Genomic DNA, 17338 nt, shown 5'->3' on the forward strand with positions numbered 1-17338 from the left:
TGTAGCACTATCGGGCCATGGCCCGTGCAACAGGAGTCAGACTTGAAAGACGACAAAACTCAAACCGTGATTGGCCGCCTGGAGGACTTCGACCAGGCTTCGGGTAATTTCGCCGAGCGGGCGATCTTCAACCACCGGCCCTGGGTGATCCTGCTGTGTCTGCTGGTGACCCTGGTGCTCGGCTGGCAAGCCACGCGCATCGGCATCAACGCCAGTTATGAGAAAACCATTCCTACCGGCCACCCCTATGTCGCCCACTTCCTGGAGAATCGCAGTGAACTGAGCGGCCTGGGCAACTCGTTGCGGATCGCCGTGGAGGTCAGGCAGGGTAGTATCTTCACCAAGGACTACCTCGACACACTGGCCAGGCTCAACGACGAGCTTTACCTGCTGCCGGGCGTCGACCGGCCTTACATGAAGTCGTTATGGACCCCGACCACGCGCTGGACCGCGGTGACCGAAGAGGGACTCGATGGCGGCACGGTGATCCCTGACGACTACGACGGGTCTGTCGCCAGCATCGAGCAGGTGCGAACCAACGTCGCCCGCTCCGGTGAGGTCGGTCAGTTGGTGGCCGACAACTTCAAGTCCAGCGTGATTTTCGTGCCCTTGCTCGAAATCAATCCGCAGACCGGCAAAGCCCTGGACTACGGTGAGTTTTCCCGGCAACTGGAAGCCCTGCGCAGCAAGTACCAGAGCGATGACCTGCGGATTCACATCACCGGCTTCACCAAAATCGCCGGCGATCTGATCGAGGGGCTGACCCAGGTCCTGCTGTTCTTCGTGGTGGCGGTATTGGTGACCGTGGTGGTGCTCTATGGCTACACCCGTTGCGCGCGCAGCACCCTGGTGGTGGTGACCTGTTCGCTGGTGGCGGTGCTCTGGCAACTGGGTCTGCTCGCGACCCTCGGTTATGAGCTGGACCCTTACTCGGCGTTGGTGCCGTTTCTGGTGTTCGCCATCGGCATGAGCCATGGCGCGCAGAAGATGAACGGCATCATGCAGGATGTCGGGCGCGGTACCCACCGGGTGGTGGCCGCGCGTTACACCTTCCGCCGACTGTTTGCCGCCGGTATGACCGCATTGCTCTGCGATGCGGTGGGGTTCGCGGTGTTGCTACTGATCAATATCCGGGTGATCCAGGACCTGGCGATCACCGCCAGCCTCGGCGTGGCCGTGCTGATCTTCACCAACCTGATTCTGCTGCCGATCCTGCTCAGCTATATCGGTGTCAGCCCGGCAGCGGCGCAACGCAGCCTGAGTTCGGAAACCGCCGAGCTACAGGCCCGGATCAAGCATCCGTTGTGGCGTTTTCTCGATCGGTTTACCGGACGGCGCTGGGCCATTAGTGCCATGCTCGGTGGCCTGCTGCTGGCGGCGTCCGGTTTTGCCGTGAGTCTGCACCTGAAGATCGGCGATCTCGATCCCGGTGCCCCGGAGTTGCGCGTCGACTCGCGCTACAACCGTGATGCGCAGTTCATGACCGGCAACTATGCGGCCAGCTCGGATATTTTCGTGGTCATGATCAAGACGCCGGAAGATCAGTGCACCCGCTATGCCAGCCTGTCCGCCTTAGATGCGCTGGCCTGGCGGCTGGAGCAACTGCCCGGCGTGGAGTCGACCACCTCGATGGCGGCGTTGAGCAAGATCGCCACGGTCGGTTACAACGAAGGCAATTTCAAATGGTATGAGCTGATCCCCAATGACGGCGCACTGGGCGCGGTGCAGACCCGGGCACCACGGGAGCTGTTCAATCAGGGCTGCTCGATGTTGTCGCTGTACGTTTACCTGGCCGATCACAAGGCCGATACCCTGAGCCGGGTGGTGGAGGCCAGCGAGCAATTTATCGCCGGGCATCCGGTGCCGGAGGTCAAGTTCATGCTCGCCGCCGGCAGCGCCGGGATCGAAGCCGCGACCAATATCGTGGTGAAAAAATCCATGCATGAGATGCTGTTCTGGGTTTATGGCGCGGTCAGCCTGTTATGCCTGCTGACCTTCCGCAGTTGGCGTGCCACCCTCTGCGCGATGCTGCCGCTGATGCTCACCTCGATTCTTTGCGAGGCGCTGATGGTCGCCCTGGGGATGGGGGTGAAGGTGGCGACACTGCCGGTGATCGCGCTCGGCGTGGGCATCGGCATCGACTATGCGCTCTACGTCCTGAGCGTGATCCTGGCACGGATGCGGGCCGGTGACAGCCTGGCCCAGGCCTATTACCAGGCGCTGCTGTTCACCGGCAAGGTGGTGCTGCTGACCGGTATGACACTCGCGGTGGCGGTGTCGACCTGGGCTTTCTCGCCGATCAAGTTCCAGGCCGACATGGGGATCCTTTTGGCCTTCATGTTCCTGGTGAATATGCTCGGCGCCTTGATCCTGCTGCCGGCACTGGCCTGGTTGTTGCTGCCGCGCAAGGTCTTCGCAAAAAAGCCTGAAGCAAGTCTGCTGGCGCAGTGACTCAAGTGCACCTGCGGCCCGAGGCACGGGCCGCAGTCCAACTGCAATCACTAGCGAATCATCACTGACGTGAGCTCGGTGTAATCCTCGATAAAGGATTGCTTCAGCGTACTGCGCGTCTGCGCTCTAGCCGAACTTCACCAGGTTCAAAATTGCCAGCGGGCCGCCCGGGAACTGCACGAGACGACCTTCAGATTCGCCTCCCAGGTCCACGGTGGCAAAGCCCAAGCGTTCGGCGAGATCGCTGACGGTCTTCTTCGCAGCGGCATCTTCTCCCGAGACAAATAGCACGCGGCGGCCGCCCTCGGCTTCGGGATCGGCATCCAGTAAAGGTGCTACCAAATGGTTGAAGGCTTTGACGACGCGAGCACCGGGTGCCCACTCGGCCACGGCTCGGCTGGATGCGCGACCGCCAAGGTCAACGGCCTGGTAGGACGGTACTTCGACGGCATTGTTGGCATCGACCAAGATGCGACCATTCCAAGGTCCGAGATCTTTTAGCGCGCCTTCCAAGCGATCCCAATTGACCGCGACAAATACCAGGTCGGCCTGGGATGCTTCTTGAAGGCTCACGGCTTTGATGTGCGGGCCGAGCTCTTTGACCAGATCCTGCAATGACTGCGGGCCGCGGCTGTTGGCAATAGTCGCGTCGATGCCATGGCGGGCGAGTTTGCGAGCGATAGCCGAGCCGATTGCGCCTGCGCCGATAATTGAGATGCTCATGATGGTTCCTTTAGATGATGGGGGAGCAATGTTTGCTGAGTTCAATTTAGGCGCTTTCAGGTGTCAGTGTTAGTTGTCGTCCGGTAGTATCTGTTTCAAGCATTGCTTGAAGGTGAAATGATGGAGACGCTCGCAAACCTGGAGTCTTTTGTGCGCAGTGCCGAGACAGGAAGCTTTTCGGCGGCCGGGCGTCGATTGGCATTGACGCCTGCGGCGGTCAGCCGCAACGTCGCGCACCTGGAGCGCAATCTCGGCGTGCGGCTGTTCCAGCGCAGCACACGCGGTTTGATGTTGACCGAGGCCGGTGAACGCTTCCTGGTATCGGTACAAGGGGGGCTCGACAGTATTCAAGGCGCGATTGCCGACATCACGGTCAATGCCGGACAACCTTCCGGGGTGCTGAAGCTGAATGCCGCGCCAGGGTTGGGGATGGAATACTTGCTACCACTGATGCCCGAGTTCCTCGAACGCTATCCGGCAGTGATACCGGACTGGACCTTCGATAACCGTCCGCTGGATCTTATCGCTGGAGGCTTCGACGCTGCGATCGGTGGCGGATTCGACTTGCCGCTTGGAATGGTTGCGCGCGAACTGGCAAGGATTCATGTCATTGCGGTGGCGTCACCGGCGTTTATGCAAGGTAAAAATCGCCCTAAGGATCCCACTGAGCTTTCAGCGCTCGCCGGGCTGGCAATGCGCTCGGCACTCAATAACCGCGTGCGTACGCATGTCATGCGAAACGGGGCTGGAGACGAGATGACTGCGGTGCAAAAGCCGATTATGTTTATGAATGATCCGGACGCTGTGTGTCGCGCCGCACTGCTGGGCCTTGGCGTCTGTCTGATTGCCATGCCCCACGCGCTGCCACATTTGAAAAGTGGTGCTTTGGAATGGCTGCTACCTGATTGGCATTGTGATTTCGGTCCGATTTCACTCTACTTCGCCAGCCAGAAACTGCTACCCGCCAAGACCCGCGCTTTTGTCGATTTCGTCACGCAAGCATTTCGTACGCAGAAACTTGCAGAAGTTTTTTCTGGCAAATTGCGGGCGCCATAAATTTTGGCGAAGACACCAGTGTCGGCTCCGATGGCACCTGCCTGGTATCTGTTGGTGGCCATATGCGTCAGCCTGTTCGCGCTGATCCCCGGATTGATAGCGAAAACAGCGCCCGCCAGCGGTTGGTCGCTCAGATCTCCACCAGGGCGAATCGAGGTGACATAACCCGAGTCAGCAGCACCTGGAGTGGCTCAATCTGCAGCGGGCTGTTGATCCTGGTGCCCAGGCGCTGGCGCTACTCAATGGCTTCATAGGGCAGCCCGACATAGTTTTCGGCAATCGTCTTGCGTCCGGCGGCCGAGCCTGTGAAGTAATCGAGTTCGCTCTTCTGGAGACGCTGGCCGAAAACGTCAGTCTCGGGGAAACGGTGGAGGATCGAGGTCATCCACCAGGAAAAACGTTCGGCTTTCCAGACCCGACGCAGGCAGATTGACGAATACTTCTGCAGCAAGTCGGTGCGACCCTCGCGATAAACCTTGAGCAGGATCCGGTACAGCGTGCTGACATCGCTCGCCGCCAGGTTCAAGCCTTTGGCGCCGGTGGGCGGAACGATATGGGCCGCATCGCCGAGCAGGAACAGTCGACCATATTGCATGGGTTCGACGACAAAGCTGCGCAAGGGCGCGATGCTCTTTTCAATCGAGGGGCCGGTGACCAATTGCTCGGCGATAGCGGTCGGCAAGCGGCGTTTGAGCTCTTCCCAGAAGCGTTCGTCCGACCAGTCCTCGACCTTTTCCTCGGCGCCCACTTGCACGTAATAACGGGTACGTGTCGGCGAGCGCATGCTGCACAAGGCGAAGCCTCGCTCATGGTTGGAGTAGATCAGTTCATGGCTGACCGGCGGGGTGTCGGCCAGGATTCCCAACCAGCCAAAGGGGTAGACCCGTTCAAAAATCTTCAGCGTCTCTGGCGGTATCGATTGTCGGGATACACCGTGAAAGCCGTCGCAGCCGGCAATGTAATCGCAGTCCAGGCGCACAGTCTCGCCGTGATGTTCGAAGGTCACGTAAGGATTGTCGCTCTGCATGCCGTGGGGCTGCACATTCTCGGCCTCGTAAAGAGTCATTGCGCCCACGGCGGCACGTGCGTCCATCAAGTCACGGGTGACTTCGGTCTGACCGTAGACCATGACCGTTCTGCCCTCGGTCAGTGCCTTGAGGTCGATGCGCTCACAGCGTCCGTCGAAAGCCAGTTCGAAGCCGTCATGCACCAGGCCTTCGGCATCCATGCGCGCGCTGACATCGGCTTCGCGCAACAGATCGACCATGCCTTGTTCCAGCACACCGGCGCGAATGCGCGAGAGGATGTATTCGGGATTCTTGCGTTCGACGATGACGTTGTCGATGCCGGCGCGGTGCAGCAGTTGACCGAGCAAAAGTCCGGACGGGCCGCAGCCGATGATAGCGACTTGGGTTTTCATGGAGGGTAGTCCTGTCTGGTACCGCTGAAGGCATGAGGCCTTGCGGGGCACTGTTGTTTTTGTCTCCTGTATTTTTAGTGGCTCAAGCGTGGATATGAAGGCAATATCCGAAGCATTCCATGGACTTTTCGTGGATCGTCGCAAGGGGAGGAAAATGTCGAAATCATTCGCGGCACCTGTTCCGGTGTTCAAGCTCTACGGCGAGACCGGCGCCTGGCCGACCCCTGACTTGATCCATTGCGAGTCGATCCCCGAGCGCAGCAAGCTGCATGGTTGGGAAATCAAACCCCACCGGCACAGCGACCTGGTGCAGCTTCTCTACGTGCAGGCAGGGCAGGCGACGCTGAAAGTCGAGGACGAGATCCACTACATCGATTCACCTTCGCTGCAAGTCGTTCCGGCGCTGAGCGTGCATACCTTCAAGTTCTCCGAGGATATTCAGGGCCACGTACTCAGCCTGGCGCAGCCCCTGGCCGAACAGCTCGGCGCTTCGCTCAACAGTCCGGTGTTGACCGTGGCGGCCTGTTACCCGATCGGTTCTGCGCATCCGTATCTGGACACACTGTTTTCGGCCATCACTCGGGAATACAGCGAACACCAGCCCGGTCGTGATCCCATGCTGCAATCGTTGATCACGGTGCTGTCCATCTGGCTCAGTCGCCGCAGTCTGGAGCGCACGCCGCCAGACGCCTTGCCGCTTGAACGGGGCCGCGAGCATTTGCAGATGTTCACCCGGACACTGGAACTGCGCTTTCGCGAGCACCTGCCCATCGAGCACTATGCGGCGACGCTAGGGATCAGCACGGCTCACCTCAATGCCCTGTGCCGACGCCTCTGCGGGCAATCGGCCTTGCAGATGATCAACCAGCGGCTGCTGCTGGAAGCCAAGCGCGATCTGGTCTACACCGCCATGACCATCAACCAGGTGTCGGACAGCCTGGGTTTTTCCGAACCGGCCTACTTCTCGCGCTTTTTCAAGCGCGGTACAGGGCAGTCACCGAAACAATTCCGTATCCAGCGTTAGCGGATGCCAGACCTCGAAGGCAGCGAACGGCGATGAATATCGATACCTGAAATTCCGTCATCTGGTGTGTTTTCTCGAAGTGGCGCGCCAGGGCAACCCCGTGCGCCAGATGCTGGGCGCCGAACCGCAAGTCTCTGCGCAGTTGACCGGCGCCCTGCTTTTTTTCGGCTTGTTACAGCAGCGACAGAGGGTAGCTGATAATTAACCGATTCTCGTCGAACTCGTTGACGCTGTAGTCTCGACGCATGTTTGAGTTACGTAGCCTCAGCGACAGGTTCTTGAGGGTGCCTGACTGTATGACGTAAGCCAGCTCTGACTCCCGCACCCACTCCCGGCCGTTGCTGGTGCTGGTGGTGTGCACGTTGTCGCCACGGATGTAGCGGTTCATTATCGTCAGGCCGGGGATGCCGAGGGCGGCGAAGTCGTAGTCATGACGGAGTTGCCAGGAGTGCTCGCCGGCGTTGTCGAAGCTGGAGTTATAGCTGTCGTTGGCCAGTGTGCCGCCGCTGGTGCCATTGACCCGCATCCAGTTGTCGCCGTTGACCGTTTGCAGGCCGAGGTAAAAGGTGTTGGCTGCGTACCTTGCCGAAAACATCCCTGACCAGGTTTTGTTATCAAGATGACCTGCCAGATGGCTGCCATCGTCCTTTCCGGTGAAGAAACCGAGGTTGGCGCCCAGTATCCAATCGCCCATCGGCTGACGGTGAGTCAGGTTGAAATACTGTTGCTGGTAGATATCTTCCAATTGGGCATACCACACGCCGACTTGGGTGCGATTGTCGTTGAAGGTGTACTCGGCACCACCAAAGTTGAAGCGGTCGGACGTCACCTTCGGCAGGTTGAACAGCGACATGTCCTCCATGAGGCCATCGTTGCGTGGGCTGTTGCCACGGAACTGGCCACCATAAAGCGTCAGGCCATCGATTTCCCTGGACGTGATCTGTCCCCCGCGAAAGGTTTGCGGCAGCGAGCGACCGTCATCGGAGCGCAGGATGGGTAGTAGGGGCATCCATTCCCCGACCTTCAACTCCGTCTTGGAAAAGCGCGCCTTGACGGCCACTCCAGTACGCCCGAAATCATCTGCCGGAGAGCCGTCACTGTGGATGGGCAGCAACTGCGTGCCCCCTGTGCCCTTGCTGCCATCCAGCTTCATTGAGTACAGCCCCAGCACATCGACGCCAAAGCCGACCGTGCCTTGGGTGAAGCCGGAGCGGGCGTCGAGGATGAAACTCTGGGTCCACTCCTGGGCAGTGCGTTGCGCGTTGGCGGGGTTGACGAAATCACGATTGATGAAGAAGTTCCGAATATTCAGATTGACGTTGGCATCATCGATAAATCCGGCTGCCTGGGTAGTGAATGGAACGAGGACGCTGGCGGCGATAGCGGCTGGAAGTGCGCGGATGACATGACGAATTTCGGGCATGGTAACGGACCTTCTTATAGTTATATGAGGGCATCGAATTCGGGGCTGGTTAGAGCTATTGAAAATTTCTGGCGGGGAATGCTTCAAGAAAAGAGGCCTGGAGGGCGACCTCTTTTACCAACAATCAAGGGTGATCAGTCCTTGATGACTTCAACATTGCGCGGAGACATGAAGTACATCCAGATCAGGGCGATGAAGTACATCGCCGGGATCATCATGAGCAGCACGCTGTAGTTGTTGTTCGTCGCGGTCAGTACCGCGCCGACGATCTGGGTCATGAACATGCCGCCAATCGCTGCGCACATGCCACCGAAACCGAACACGGTACTGATCAGGTCCTTGGGCGTGTAATCCATCACCAGGCTCCAGATATTCGCAGTCCAGGCCTGGTGTGCACCGACGGCCAGGGCGATGGCCAATACCGCAATCCACAAGCCGCTGGCATTGGCGGCGAAAATCACGCCGATGATGGTGATCGCGAATATCAACATCGATAGCAGTCGCGACGTGGTAGCGCGCATTCCGCGACCGATCAGCCAGGAAGAAAGAATCCCGCCGCCGATACTGCCGAAGTCGGCCGTCAACCAGATCAGCATGAGTGGAATACCCATCTGGGTAACGCTGATACCCAGGTTGTATTGCTGATTGAGGAACGGCGGCAGCCAGTACAGGTAGAACCAGAACACGGGGGCCGTGAGCGCATAGGCCAAGGCAAACGCCCAGGTGCCGCGCATACGCAGGATGCGTGAGAAGGGGACTTTGACCGATGCCGGCTCGACGTCCTTGTTGATGTAATCCAGCTCACTCTGGCGCACGGTGGGGTGATCTTCAGGGTTGTGGTACTTCAAGTTCCACCACACCACCCAGATCAAGCCCAGCAGGCCCATGCAGATGAACGCCGCTTGCCAGCCCCATATGGACAGGATCAAGGGCAGCAGGGCAGGGGTCATCATCGCGCCAACGTTGGTCCCGGCATTGAATATGCCGGTCGCGACGGCGCGTTCACCGGCGGGGAACCACAGTCGCGTGGTCTTCATGCAGGACGGGTAGTTGGCGGCTTCGGTCAGGCCGAGAATGAAACGGCACACCATGAAGCCGACGGCAGAGGTCGCCAGGCCATGGGCGCCCGTGGTGAAACTCCACAGCAACACGGCCAGGAAGAATGCACGCTTGACGCCGACCCGATCGATGAAGCGGCCTTGCAGCACAAAGCCGATGGCATAACCGACCTGGAACCAGAAGTTGATGTTGGCGTAATCCATCGCCGTCCAGCTCATTTCCTTGGCGAGGAGCGGCTGCATGATGCCAAGGGCGGCGCGGTCGATGTAGTTCAGTGTGGTGGCGAAAAATACCAGGGCGAGCATGCCCCAGCGGGTTTTACCGACGGCCATGGCATCGCGGATTTTTCCACCGATACCCGGGTGCGCCGCAGTCATGCGGGAAGTTACTTCGGTATGAAACATGGGTAAGGCCCTATTTTTGAAATTGTTATGAGCTGTCGGGTGACACGACCGAGGACGACTGGATTCCCAAGCCACTGGCTAACGCTTTTTCGGGTTCGTCCTATGAATGTGCAGCTAGTTTTGAGCAGCGAGCGAAACAGCGTCAATTGGCAATGGCGGCTTTTGTTCGATAATCGAACACAAAACTAACTGGTTAGTACATTTATGATTGTCGTGCTAATTTCACAAGCGAATAATTCTCCGCAGCACCCGTAATGGCCCGGAACAGGCTGATCAATCCGGTGCTTTAACAGGGCGGCCCGCAGCGGCCGCATTCATCCAGGAGCCCGCAGCATGCAGCGTTCGATTGCCACCGTTTCCTTGAGCGGTACCCTGTCGGAGAAACTCGAAGCCATTGCGGCCGCGGGTTTTGACGGTGTGGAAATCTTCGAAAATGATCTCCTTTACGATGATGGCAGTCCGCGCAGCATCCGGCAGATGTGTGCTGATCTGGGTCTCGCCATCACGTTGTTTCAACCGTTTCGCGACTTCGAAGGCTGCCGTCGTGATCGCCTGCAGCGCAACATCGACCGCGTCGAACGAAAGTTCGACTTGATGCAGGAACTGGGCACTGACCTTGTCCTGGTGTGCAGTAACACCGCGACGGATTCGCTGGGCGATGAACGTATTCTCCTGGATGACCTGAGCCTGCTCGCCGAACGCGCTGGCGCTCGAAACCTGCGCATTGGCTACGAAGCGCTGGCGTGGGGGCGTCATGTCAATACCTGGCAGCAGGTATGGAACCTGGTTCGCCAGGTCGATCATCCGGCGCTTGGCGTGCTGCTCGACAGCTTCCACACCTTGTCACTCAAGGGCGATCCCAGCGCCATTGCGCAGATTCCCGGAGACAAGATTTTCTTCGTGCAGATGGCTGATGCACCGCTGTTGGCCATGGATGTGCTGGAGTGGAGCCGACATTTTCGCTGCTTTCCCGGCCAGGGTGAGTTTGATCTGGCCGGATTCCTCGCGCCAATCCTGCGCAGCGGTTACAGCGGGCCGCTGTCGCTGGAAATCTTCAACGATGGCTTCCGCGCCGCGCCGCCGCGAGCCAATGCGGCGGATGGCCTGCGCTCGCTGCTGTATCTGGAAGAGAAAACCCGCAAGCTGTTGGAAAAAGACGCCGAGCCCATCAACACCGACATGCTGTTCAACCCACCTTCCGCAAGCCGCTATGACGGCGTTGAGTTTCTCGAGTTCGCGGTAGATGAAGCCCAGGGCGCCCGGCTGTCCACCTGGCTGGAGAGCCTCGGCTTTGCCCGTCTCGGTCAGCATCGCTCGAAAGCGGTCAGCCTGCTGGGTCAAGGTGATATCAAGATCGTGCTCAACGCCGAACCCTATTCGTTCGCCCATAACTTTTTCGAGGCGCACGGCCCTTCGCTATGTGCCATGGCGTTACGGGTCGAGAACGGCAGTGCGGCGTTGGAGCGCGCGCAGATGTACAAGGGGCAGCCATACCGTGGCCTGGTCGGTCCCAACGAACGCGAGATTCCTTCCGTGCGTGCGCCGGATGGCAGTCTGATCTATCTGGTTGAGCCGACCGAGGCGGGCAAGTCGATCTACGACAGCGATTTCAAGTTGGACCCGCAAGCGATGCCGGGAGGAGGCTTGCAGCGCATCGATCACATGGCAATGGCGTTGCCTGCGGACAGTCTCGACAGTTGGGTACTGTTCTATAAAAGCTTGCTGGATTTCGAGGCCGACGACGAAGTGGTGCTGCCCGATCCCTACGGCCTGGTCAAAAGCCGGGCGTTGCGCAGCCGATGCAGCACCGTGCGTTTGCCGCTGAACATCTCGGAAAATCGTAATACGGCGATCTCCCATGCACTGTCCAGTTATCAGGGCTCAGGGGTGCACCACATCGCATTTTCCTGCGAGGATATCTTTGCTGAAGTCAGCCGTGCCAAGGCGGCTCAGGTGCCGTTGTTGGATATCCCGCTCAATTACTATGACGACTTGGCGGCGCGCTTTGACTTCGATGATGAGTTCCTCAGCGAGCTGGCCTACTTCAACGTGCTCTATGACCGCGATGCCCAGGGTGGCGAGCTCTTCCACGTCTACACGGAGCCGTTCGGCGAGCGCTTTTTCTTCGAGATACTGCAACGCAAGAATGGTTATGCCGGCTATGGCGCGGCCAACGTAGCGGTACGGTTGGCAGCGATGGCCAAGTCCCGTAGAGGTGCTGCGCGCCAATCCAGGCTCTGAATGAGACTTCCTTCCGGGAGACGCTCAGCCCATAATCGGGCGACTCCAACGCGGTCGTGAGCCCAGAATGACGAATTTCGCCGATGCCGGTGCACCTCAACCCCTCGAAGCACGGCACCAGGGCCGAAAAAACAACCCGGAACAAACCCGCAAGGACATCCTCCAGGCAGCCATTGTCGAGTTTGTCAGCCTGGGTTTGTCTGGTGCGCGGGTCGACGCCATCGCCGAGCGCACGAAAACATCGAAGCGCATGATCTATTACTATTTCGGTAGCAAGGAACAGCTCTACGTTGAAGTCCTCGAGAAACTCTACGGCGATATCAGGCGTACAGAAAGTCAGCTGCAACTGGCCGAGCTGGAACCACTGCAAGCCATCCAGCGCCTTGTGGAGTTCACGTTCGACCACCATGACCGCAATGTCGATTTCGTACGCATCGTCGGCATCGAAAACATCCACAACGGTGCCAACGTCAAGCAGTCCCCGGTGATTCGCTCGATGAGCCATCACGTCCTGGAGACAATCAAGGAAACGTTACTGCGCGGTGAAGCCCAAGGGGTTTTTCGTCGGGGCGTAGAGGCTATCGATTTGCATATGCTGATCAGTTCCTTCTGTTTTTATCGAGTCTCCAACCGGCATACCTTCGGTGAGATATTCCAGATCGATCTCTCCGAGGAACAGATCAAGCATCGGCACAAGGCGATGATTTGCGAGTCGGTGCTGCACTACTTGCAGGCCGGCATCTGATATTCACGCTCCGCGCGAAGACCCGCAGCGGCGCGATTGATAGACGCACCGCCTCGGTTTCCGGGCTCAGCTGTTCATGCTGTTAAAGTGCGCCTGCATGCGCTCGGCGTCGGCAGGGCACTCACTGAACAGCTCGAAGGCCTTGACGGCCTGGAACACTGCCATAGTGCCGCCATCCAGCGTACGGCAACCCAAGGCGCGAGCCTGCTTGAGCAGCTCGGTTTCGAGTGGGAAATAGACGATCTCGGCCACCCATAACCCGGCGTGCAGAAGTGTCACCGGCAGCGGCGTGCCAGGCAGTTTTGCCATGCCCACCGGGGTGGTATTGACCAAGCCATCAGCCGCCGCAACGGCAACAGGCAGATCCCGCCCGACAATCGCCCGTCCAGGTCCGAAGTGGGCGTTCAGGTTATCAACCAGAGCCTGGGCGCGACTCGGGTCGACTTCAAATATCGCCAGTTGCTCGACCCCTTCGGACAGCAACGCATGTGCGACCGCCGCACCGGCGCCGCCGGCCCCCATCTGAATCACACGGTGACGTGCGGCCTGGGCAAGACCACGGCGAAATCCCTCGGCAAACCCAAGGCAATCGGTGTTGTGGCCGATGCGCTTGCCATCCCTGAACACCACCGTGTTGACCGCGCCAATACCGCGAGCCTCGTCAGAAAGCTCATCGAGCAAGGGGAGGATGGCCTGCTTGCAGGGATAGGTGATATTGAGTCCGGTGTAACCCATCTGTTCAGCGCCCTTGAGCAGTTCGGGCAATGCGTTGACATCCAGCTTCAAGGCATCGAGATCGATCAGCCGATACACATAGCGAATGCCTTGGGCATCACCTTCCTGTTCGTGCATGGCCGGTGTACGCGAGGCTTGGATACCAGCGCCAATCAGGCCGGCCAGTACGGATTTCTTGTTCGGGTTCATGGTGGTCAGGCTTTCAATAAGTGGGCGAAATGTTCAAGGGCGAGGCGGTAGCCGTGGGTACCCATCCCGCAAATCACGCCGACAGCAACGGCCGAGACAAATGAGTGATGGCGGAACTCTTCACGTTTGTACACGTTGGACAGGTGCACTTCGATCACCGGTAACTCTGCAGCGATCAAGGCGTCGCGGATTGCCACGGAAGTATGGGTCCAGGCGGCCGGGTTGATCACGATGCCTCCACAGCGACCTCGGGACTGATGAATCCAGTCGATGAGTTCACCTTCATGATTGGTTTGGCGAAATTCGATTTGCAGACCGTGAGAGGCGGCAGTGCGTTCACACAGATCGGCGACATCAGCCAGTGTTTCGTAGCCGTACGTGGCCGGCTCACGAGTGCCCAGCATGTTCAGGTTCGGGCCATTGAGCACCAGGATTACATGAGTCATTGCAATGACCTCCATTGTTTTTTTCACGCATCGGCAGAGGCAGCCAAGCAGGCGCCGTGAAAATGTACCAAATGGTTAATTTCGTCAACGGGGGGGCACGTCGATGTTGCGCCTGATCAAAAGCCGAAAAGTCAAAGAGAGGGCGCACGTTGGCCGCAAAGCGTTACGGGCAGGGAGGTTCGGCTCTGGTGCCGGGTCTGGGAGAGCCGTTTGAGTCAGAGAAAACCTGTGCGGTTATCGCCCATTTCCGGACAGTAGCGCCGGTTTTGCCCCAGGCACGTTAACGCTTTATCACTATGCAGCCGAGGGGGGCACGTTTTCCGTGGGGGTCTGGCCCCCGGACAATATCCTCTCCAGATACTGCGACGGCGTGCTGCCCAGCAAACTGCGGAACATATAGATAAACGCACTCGAACTTCGATAGCCCAGGCCCTGGGCAACGTCGCTGATCGACATCCCCTCGACCAATCGACACATCGCCTCGTCGACCCGCACCTGCAAGCGCCAGTGGTGAAAGGTCACGCCGGTTTCTTCTTTCATCCGCCGCGCCAGCGTGCGTGAGCTGGCGCCGATGCGTTCGCCCCATTCTTCCAGGGTGTCGTTGTTGTCCGGGCTTTGCAGGATCGCATCGCAGACCCGACGCAGCCGACGATCCATCGGCATCGGCAGGTTGTTGTTTTGCCGCGAAGCCTGGGCCAGCAGGTGGATCAGCAATCCCGAGGCCTGCTGTCGTGGCTGCTCGCCCAGGGTCGGCTGGTCATTGAGCATCAGGATCAGTTCGCGCATCAGCGGCGTCACCGTCAGCACGCAGCATTCATCCCAGTGCCACGGCACGGCGCGCTGGTCGAGATAGACGGAACGCATCGAGATATCCCCGACCATCCGTACTTCATGGGTCACGCCGGCCGGTATCCACAAGGCGCGCATGGGCGCCAGGGTCCAGGCTCCGGTTTCGGTGGAGACGCGCATCAAGCCGCGCGGCGAATACATCAGTTGAATGCGCTCATGGCAGTGGGGCTGCTGCCGGGCGCCCGAGGCGTAGTCATAGGCCCTGACGACCAGCGGCGCGGCGTCGTCAGCGAATTCCTTGTGCGGGGTCATGGCTGCTTTTTGGGCGGGATGGTCATGAGCGGCAGAAAAGCGCCAATTCTGTCCTTTCATCGATACAAGTTGTCCTGAAGCCAAGTAAACAGACTGGCAAAATTAATGCAAATGAATCGCATTTTCAAGCACTGGAGCCAATGATTCTCATGAGCAGAAGTAAGATTGAACGCTTTGTGTCCGCGCCGTTGAGCCCGTACCGGTATAGCCGTTCTCTGACGTGTAACCCGCTTTTGCTCGTGCCCCTGATACTGGTCGCCACCTGCTCGCAGGCCCAGTCTGCTCAAGAGACCGTATTGCCGCAAACCCGGATCGTCGGTGACCAGACTCTACAGGATGCGGCGGCGACCGAAGGTTCAGACAGCTACAAACCTTCCCTGGTGACCGTCGGCAAGGTGCCGGTGGCCCCCAAGGACCTGCCGGCCTCGGTCTCGGTGATCACCCGCCAGCGCATGGACGACCAGGCCATGACCAGCGTCGATGACGCCTTGCGCAATACCCCGGGGATCACTGCGGTGACCTATGGCGATGGCACCAGTTATTTCCAGTCCCGCGGTTACCCGGCCGAGGTGCAGTTCGATGGCTTGCCCGCCAATAGCGGGCTGCAGTACCTGCCGCAGTTCGACCTGGCGCTGTACGACCGGGTCGAGGTCCTGCGCGGGCCGGCCGGGCTGCTGCAAGGTTTCGGCAACCCGGGCGGTACGGTCAACCTGGTGCGCAAGAGCCCTCAGGATGTCTTCGGGCTGACCGGCGCGGTCTCGGCCGGCTCCTGGAACACCTACCGCACCGAATGGGATGTCACCGGCCCGCTGACGGACAGCGGCAATATCAAGGGGCGCCTGGGTTTCAGCGGCCAGAACGGCAAGAGCTTCGAAGATGCGGGGCAGAATGGGCAGGGCCTGATCTATGGCTCGCTGGCCTTTGACCTGGATGCGGACACCCAACTGACGGTCGGTGCCGCACACCAGCAGATCGCCCTCAATGGCGTGGACTACGGTCTGTCGACCTTCACCGATGGCAGCTTCATCAATGGCAAGCGCTCGGGTTTCTACGGCTCCGACTGGAGCTACGCCGACACCAACATGACCGAAGTCTATGCCGATCTGCTGCACCACTTCGGCAACGATTGGCAGAGCCGCACGGCGATCAACTACCGCACTTCGGCCGTGGGCGCCAAGTATGGTTACGTCGCAGGTCCGGTCAATCCGGATCGCACGGACGACTATTGGTTGCAGCGCCAGCAGGACAATTACCGCTGGATCGGCGTCGACTCCTATATCAACGGGCCTTTCCAGCTGTTCGGGCGCACCCATGAGCTGATGCTCGGGGTCAACTACGCCGAGAGCCACCAGCGCAGCCTGTCGGGCGGCACCGATGGCGGCACGGTCAATATCGACAGCATCAATGTCGCCAACCCCTATATCCCCTACGACTCCGGCACTACCTCCAATACCTCGCAATATGGCGTGTACGGACAGGTCACCTTCAAACCCACGGATGCGCTGTCGCTGATCCTCGGCGGTCGCCAGAACCATTACGAAAGCTCGCGCCAGGACTTCCTGCCGTCGACCCAGCCCACGGTCAACGACCCCGAGCAGAACAAGTTCACGCCCTATGCCGGTGTCGTCTACGGCCTGAACGCCTGGCTCTCGGCCTATGCCAGTTACTCGGACATCTTCACCCCTTCCCAGGCCTTCCAGACCACCGCCAGCGGTGATGTGCTCAAGCCGCGTACCGGCAATCAATCCGAAGTCGGCCTCAAGGGTGACTTCCTCGACGGTCGGCTCGGCGCCTCGGTGGCGGTGTTCCAGATCGATGACCAGAACCGTCCGATCGCCGATGACGCCAACCCCGGTCACTGGCTGGCCCAGGGCAAGGCGCGCAGCAGCGGCTTCGAAGCGGAAGTCACCGGCAAGGTGCTGCCGAACTGGGATGTGCAGGCCGGTTACACCTATTTGCAGACCAAGCTGCTGGGGGCGGCGGCGGGCGATGGCAATGGCACGGTCCAGGATCCGGAAGAGCCCAAGCACCTGATCAAGCTCTGGAACACCTATCACTTCGAGGGTGACACCCTGAACAACTGGCGGGTCGGCGGCGGCGTCCGTGCCCAGAGCCGCACCACCCGCAACGAGGTCAGCTACCAGGGCGGTTACGCGGTGGTGGACGGGTTGATCGGTTACAAGGTCAACAGCCATCTCGACCTGGCCCTGAACATGAACAACGTGCTCGACCGTACCTACTATGCGCGGGTGCCTTCCAGCTACTACGGGTTGTATGGCGAGCCGCGCAATACGACGTTGACCTTGCGGGTGAAGTACTGA

At 59.4% G+C, this 17338-nt stretch carries 13 protein-coding genes and 1 pseudogene; 6 read left to right on the forward strand and 8 right to left on the reverse strand.

What is annotated here, in order from left to right; translation table 11 throughout:
• Positions 1-42 precede the first annotated feature (42 nt).
• Positions 43-2451 (forward strand): RND family transporter, encoded by a 2409-nt coding sequence (locus CWE01_RS17975; RefSeq protein ID WP_100941886.1) that lies wholly within the window; start codon positions 43-45, stop codon positions 2449-2451.
• Positions 2452-2577: 126 nt separating this feature from the next.
• On the opposite strand, the gene CWE01_RS17980 is transcribed toward CWE01_RS17975, so the two are convergent.
• On the reverse strand, positions 2578-3177 hold the full coding sequence (locus CWE01_RS17980) for an NADPH-dependent F420 reductase (RefSeq protein ID WP_100942004.1): 600 nt from the start codon (positions 3175-3177) through the stop codon (positions 2578-2580).
• 117 nt (positions 3178-3294) lie between these two features.
• Here CWE01_RS17980 and CWE01_RS17985 point away from each other — a divergent pair, with 117 nt between their 5' ends.
• Positions 3295-4230: a LysR family transcriptional regulator gene (locus CWE01_RS17985; protein ID WP_100942005.1), complete on the forward strand. Its 936-nt coding sequence runs from the start codon at positions 3295-3297 to the stop codon at positions 4228-4230.
• 80 nt (positions 4231-4310) lie between these two features.
• Here CWE01_RS17985 and CWE01_RS33895 read toward each other — a convergent pair.
• Together CWE01_RS33895 and pobA are read right to left on the reverse strand one after the other, a co-directional pair.
• Positions 4311-4403 (reverse strand): annotated as a pseudogene (locus CWE01_RS33895) (SMP-30/gluconolactonase/LRE family protein); the annotation flags it as partial.
• 62 nt (positions 4404-4465) lie between these two features.
• On the reverse strand, positions 4466-5650 hold the full coding sequence (gene pobA / locus CWE01_RS17995; RefSeq protein ID WP_100941887.1) for a 4-hydroxybenzoate 3-monooxygenase: 1185 nt from the start codon (positions 5648-5650) through the stop codon (positions 4466-4468).
• Positions 5651-5804: 154 nt separating this feature from the next.
• Between pobA and CWE01_RS18000 the strand changes: the two genes are divergently transcribed.
• Complete coding sequence (locus CWE01_RS18000; RefSeq protein WP_100941888.1) at positions 5805-6674, forward strand: helix-turn-helix domain-containing protein; 870 nt, start codon at positions 5805-5807, stop codon at positions 6672-6674.
• 172 nt (positions 6675-6846) lie between these two features.
• Here CWE01_RS18000 and CWE01_RS18005 read toward each other — a convergent pair whose 3' ends face one another.
• Positions 6847-8097 carry an OprD family porin gene (locus CWE01_RS18005; RefSeq protein ID WP_100941889.1) on the reverse strand — a complete coding sequence of 417 codons (1251 nt, stop codon included), beginning with the start codon at positions 8095-8097 and terminating at the stop codon, positions 6847-6849.
• Positions 8098-8231: 134 nt separating this feature from the next.
• The gene (locus CWE01_RS18010) at positions 8232-9560 is read right to left on the reverse strand and encodes an MFS transporter (protein ID WP_100941890.1); all 1329 of its coding nucleotides are present in this window, start codon (positions 9558-9560) and stop codon (positions 8232-8234) included.
• A gap of 333 nt (positions 9561-9893) precedes the next feature.
• On the opposite strand from CWE01_RS18010, the gene quiC reads away from it, so the two are divergent.
• A complete protein-coding gene (gene quiC / locus CWE01_RS18015; RefSeq protein ID WP_100941891.1) occupies positions 9894-11801 on the forward strand; it encodes a 3-dehydroshikimate dehydratase QuiC in 1908 nt (635 codons plus the stop codon).
• 67 nt (positions 11802-11868) lie between these two features.
• Positions 11869-12546 carry a TetR family transcriptional regulator gene (locus tag CWE01_RS18020; protein WP_100941892.1) on the forward strand — a complete coding sequence of 226 codons (678 nt, stop codon included), beginning with the start codon at positions 11869-11871 and terminating at the stop codon, positions 12544-12546.
• Positions 12547-12612: 66 nt separating this feature from the next.
• On the opposite strand, the gene CWE01_RS18025 is transcribed toward CWE01_RS18020, so the two are convergent.
• From CWE01_RS18025 to CWE01_RS18035, 3 genes are all read right to left on the reverse strand, one after another.
• Positions 12613-13470: a shikimate dehydrogenase gene (locus CWE01_RS18025; protein WP_100941893.1), complete on the reverse strand. Its 858-nt coding sequence runs from the start codon at positions 13468-13470 to the stop codon at positions 12613-12615.
• Positions 13471-13475: 5 nt separating this feature from the next.
• The gene (aroQ, locus tag CWE01_RS18030) at positions 13476-13916 is read right to left on the reverse strand and encodes a type II 3-dehydroquinate dehydratase (protein WP_100941894.1); all 441 of its coding nucleotides are present in this window, start codon (positions 13914-13916) and stop codon (positions 13476-13478) included.
• 294 nt (positions 13917-14210) lie between these two features.
• Positions 14211-15017 (reverse strand): helix-turn-helix domain-containing protein, encoded by an 807-nt coding sequence (locus CWE01_RS18035; RefSeq protein ID WP_100941895.1) that lies wholly within the window; start codon positions 15015-15017, stop codon positions 14211-14213.
• Positions 15018-15256: 239 nt separating this feature from the next.
• Here CWE01_RS18035 and CWE01_RS18040 point away from each other — a divergent pair, with 239 nt between their 5' ends.
• On the forward strand, positions 15257-17338 hold the full coding sequence (locus CWE01_RS18040) for a TonB-dependent siderophore receptor (protein WP_256579377.1): 2082 nt from the start codon (positions 15257-15259) through the stop codon (positions 17336-17338).

Origin of the sequence: Pseudomonas sp. QS1027 (assembly GCF_002814235.1) — a bacterium.
In the GTDB taxonomy this organism is placed as follows: Bacteria; Pseudomonadota; Gammaproteobacteria; order Pseudomonadales; family Pseudomonadaceae; genus Aquipseudomonas.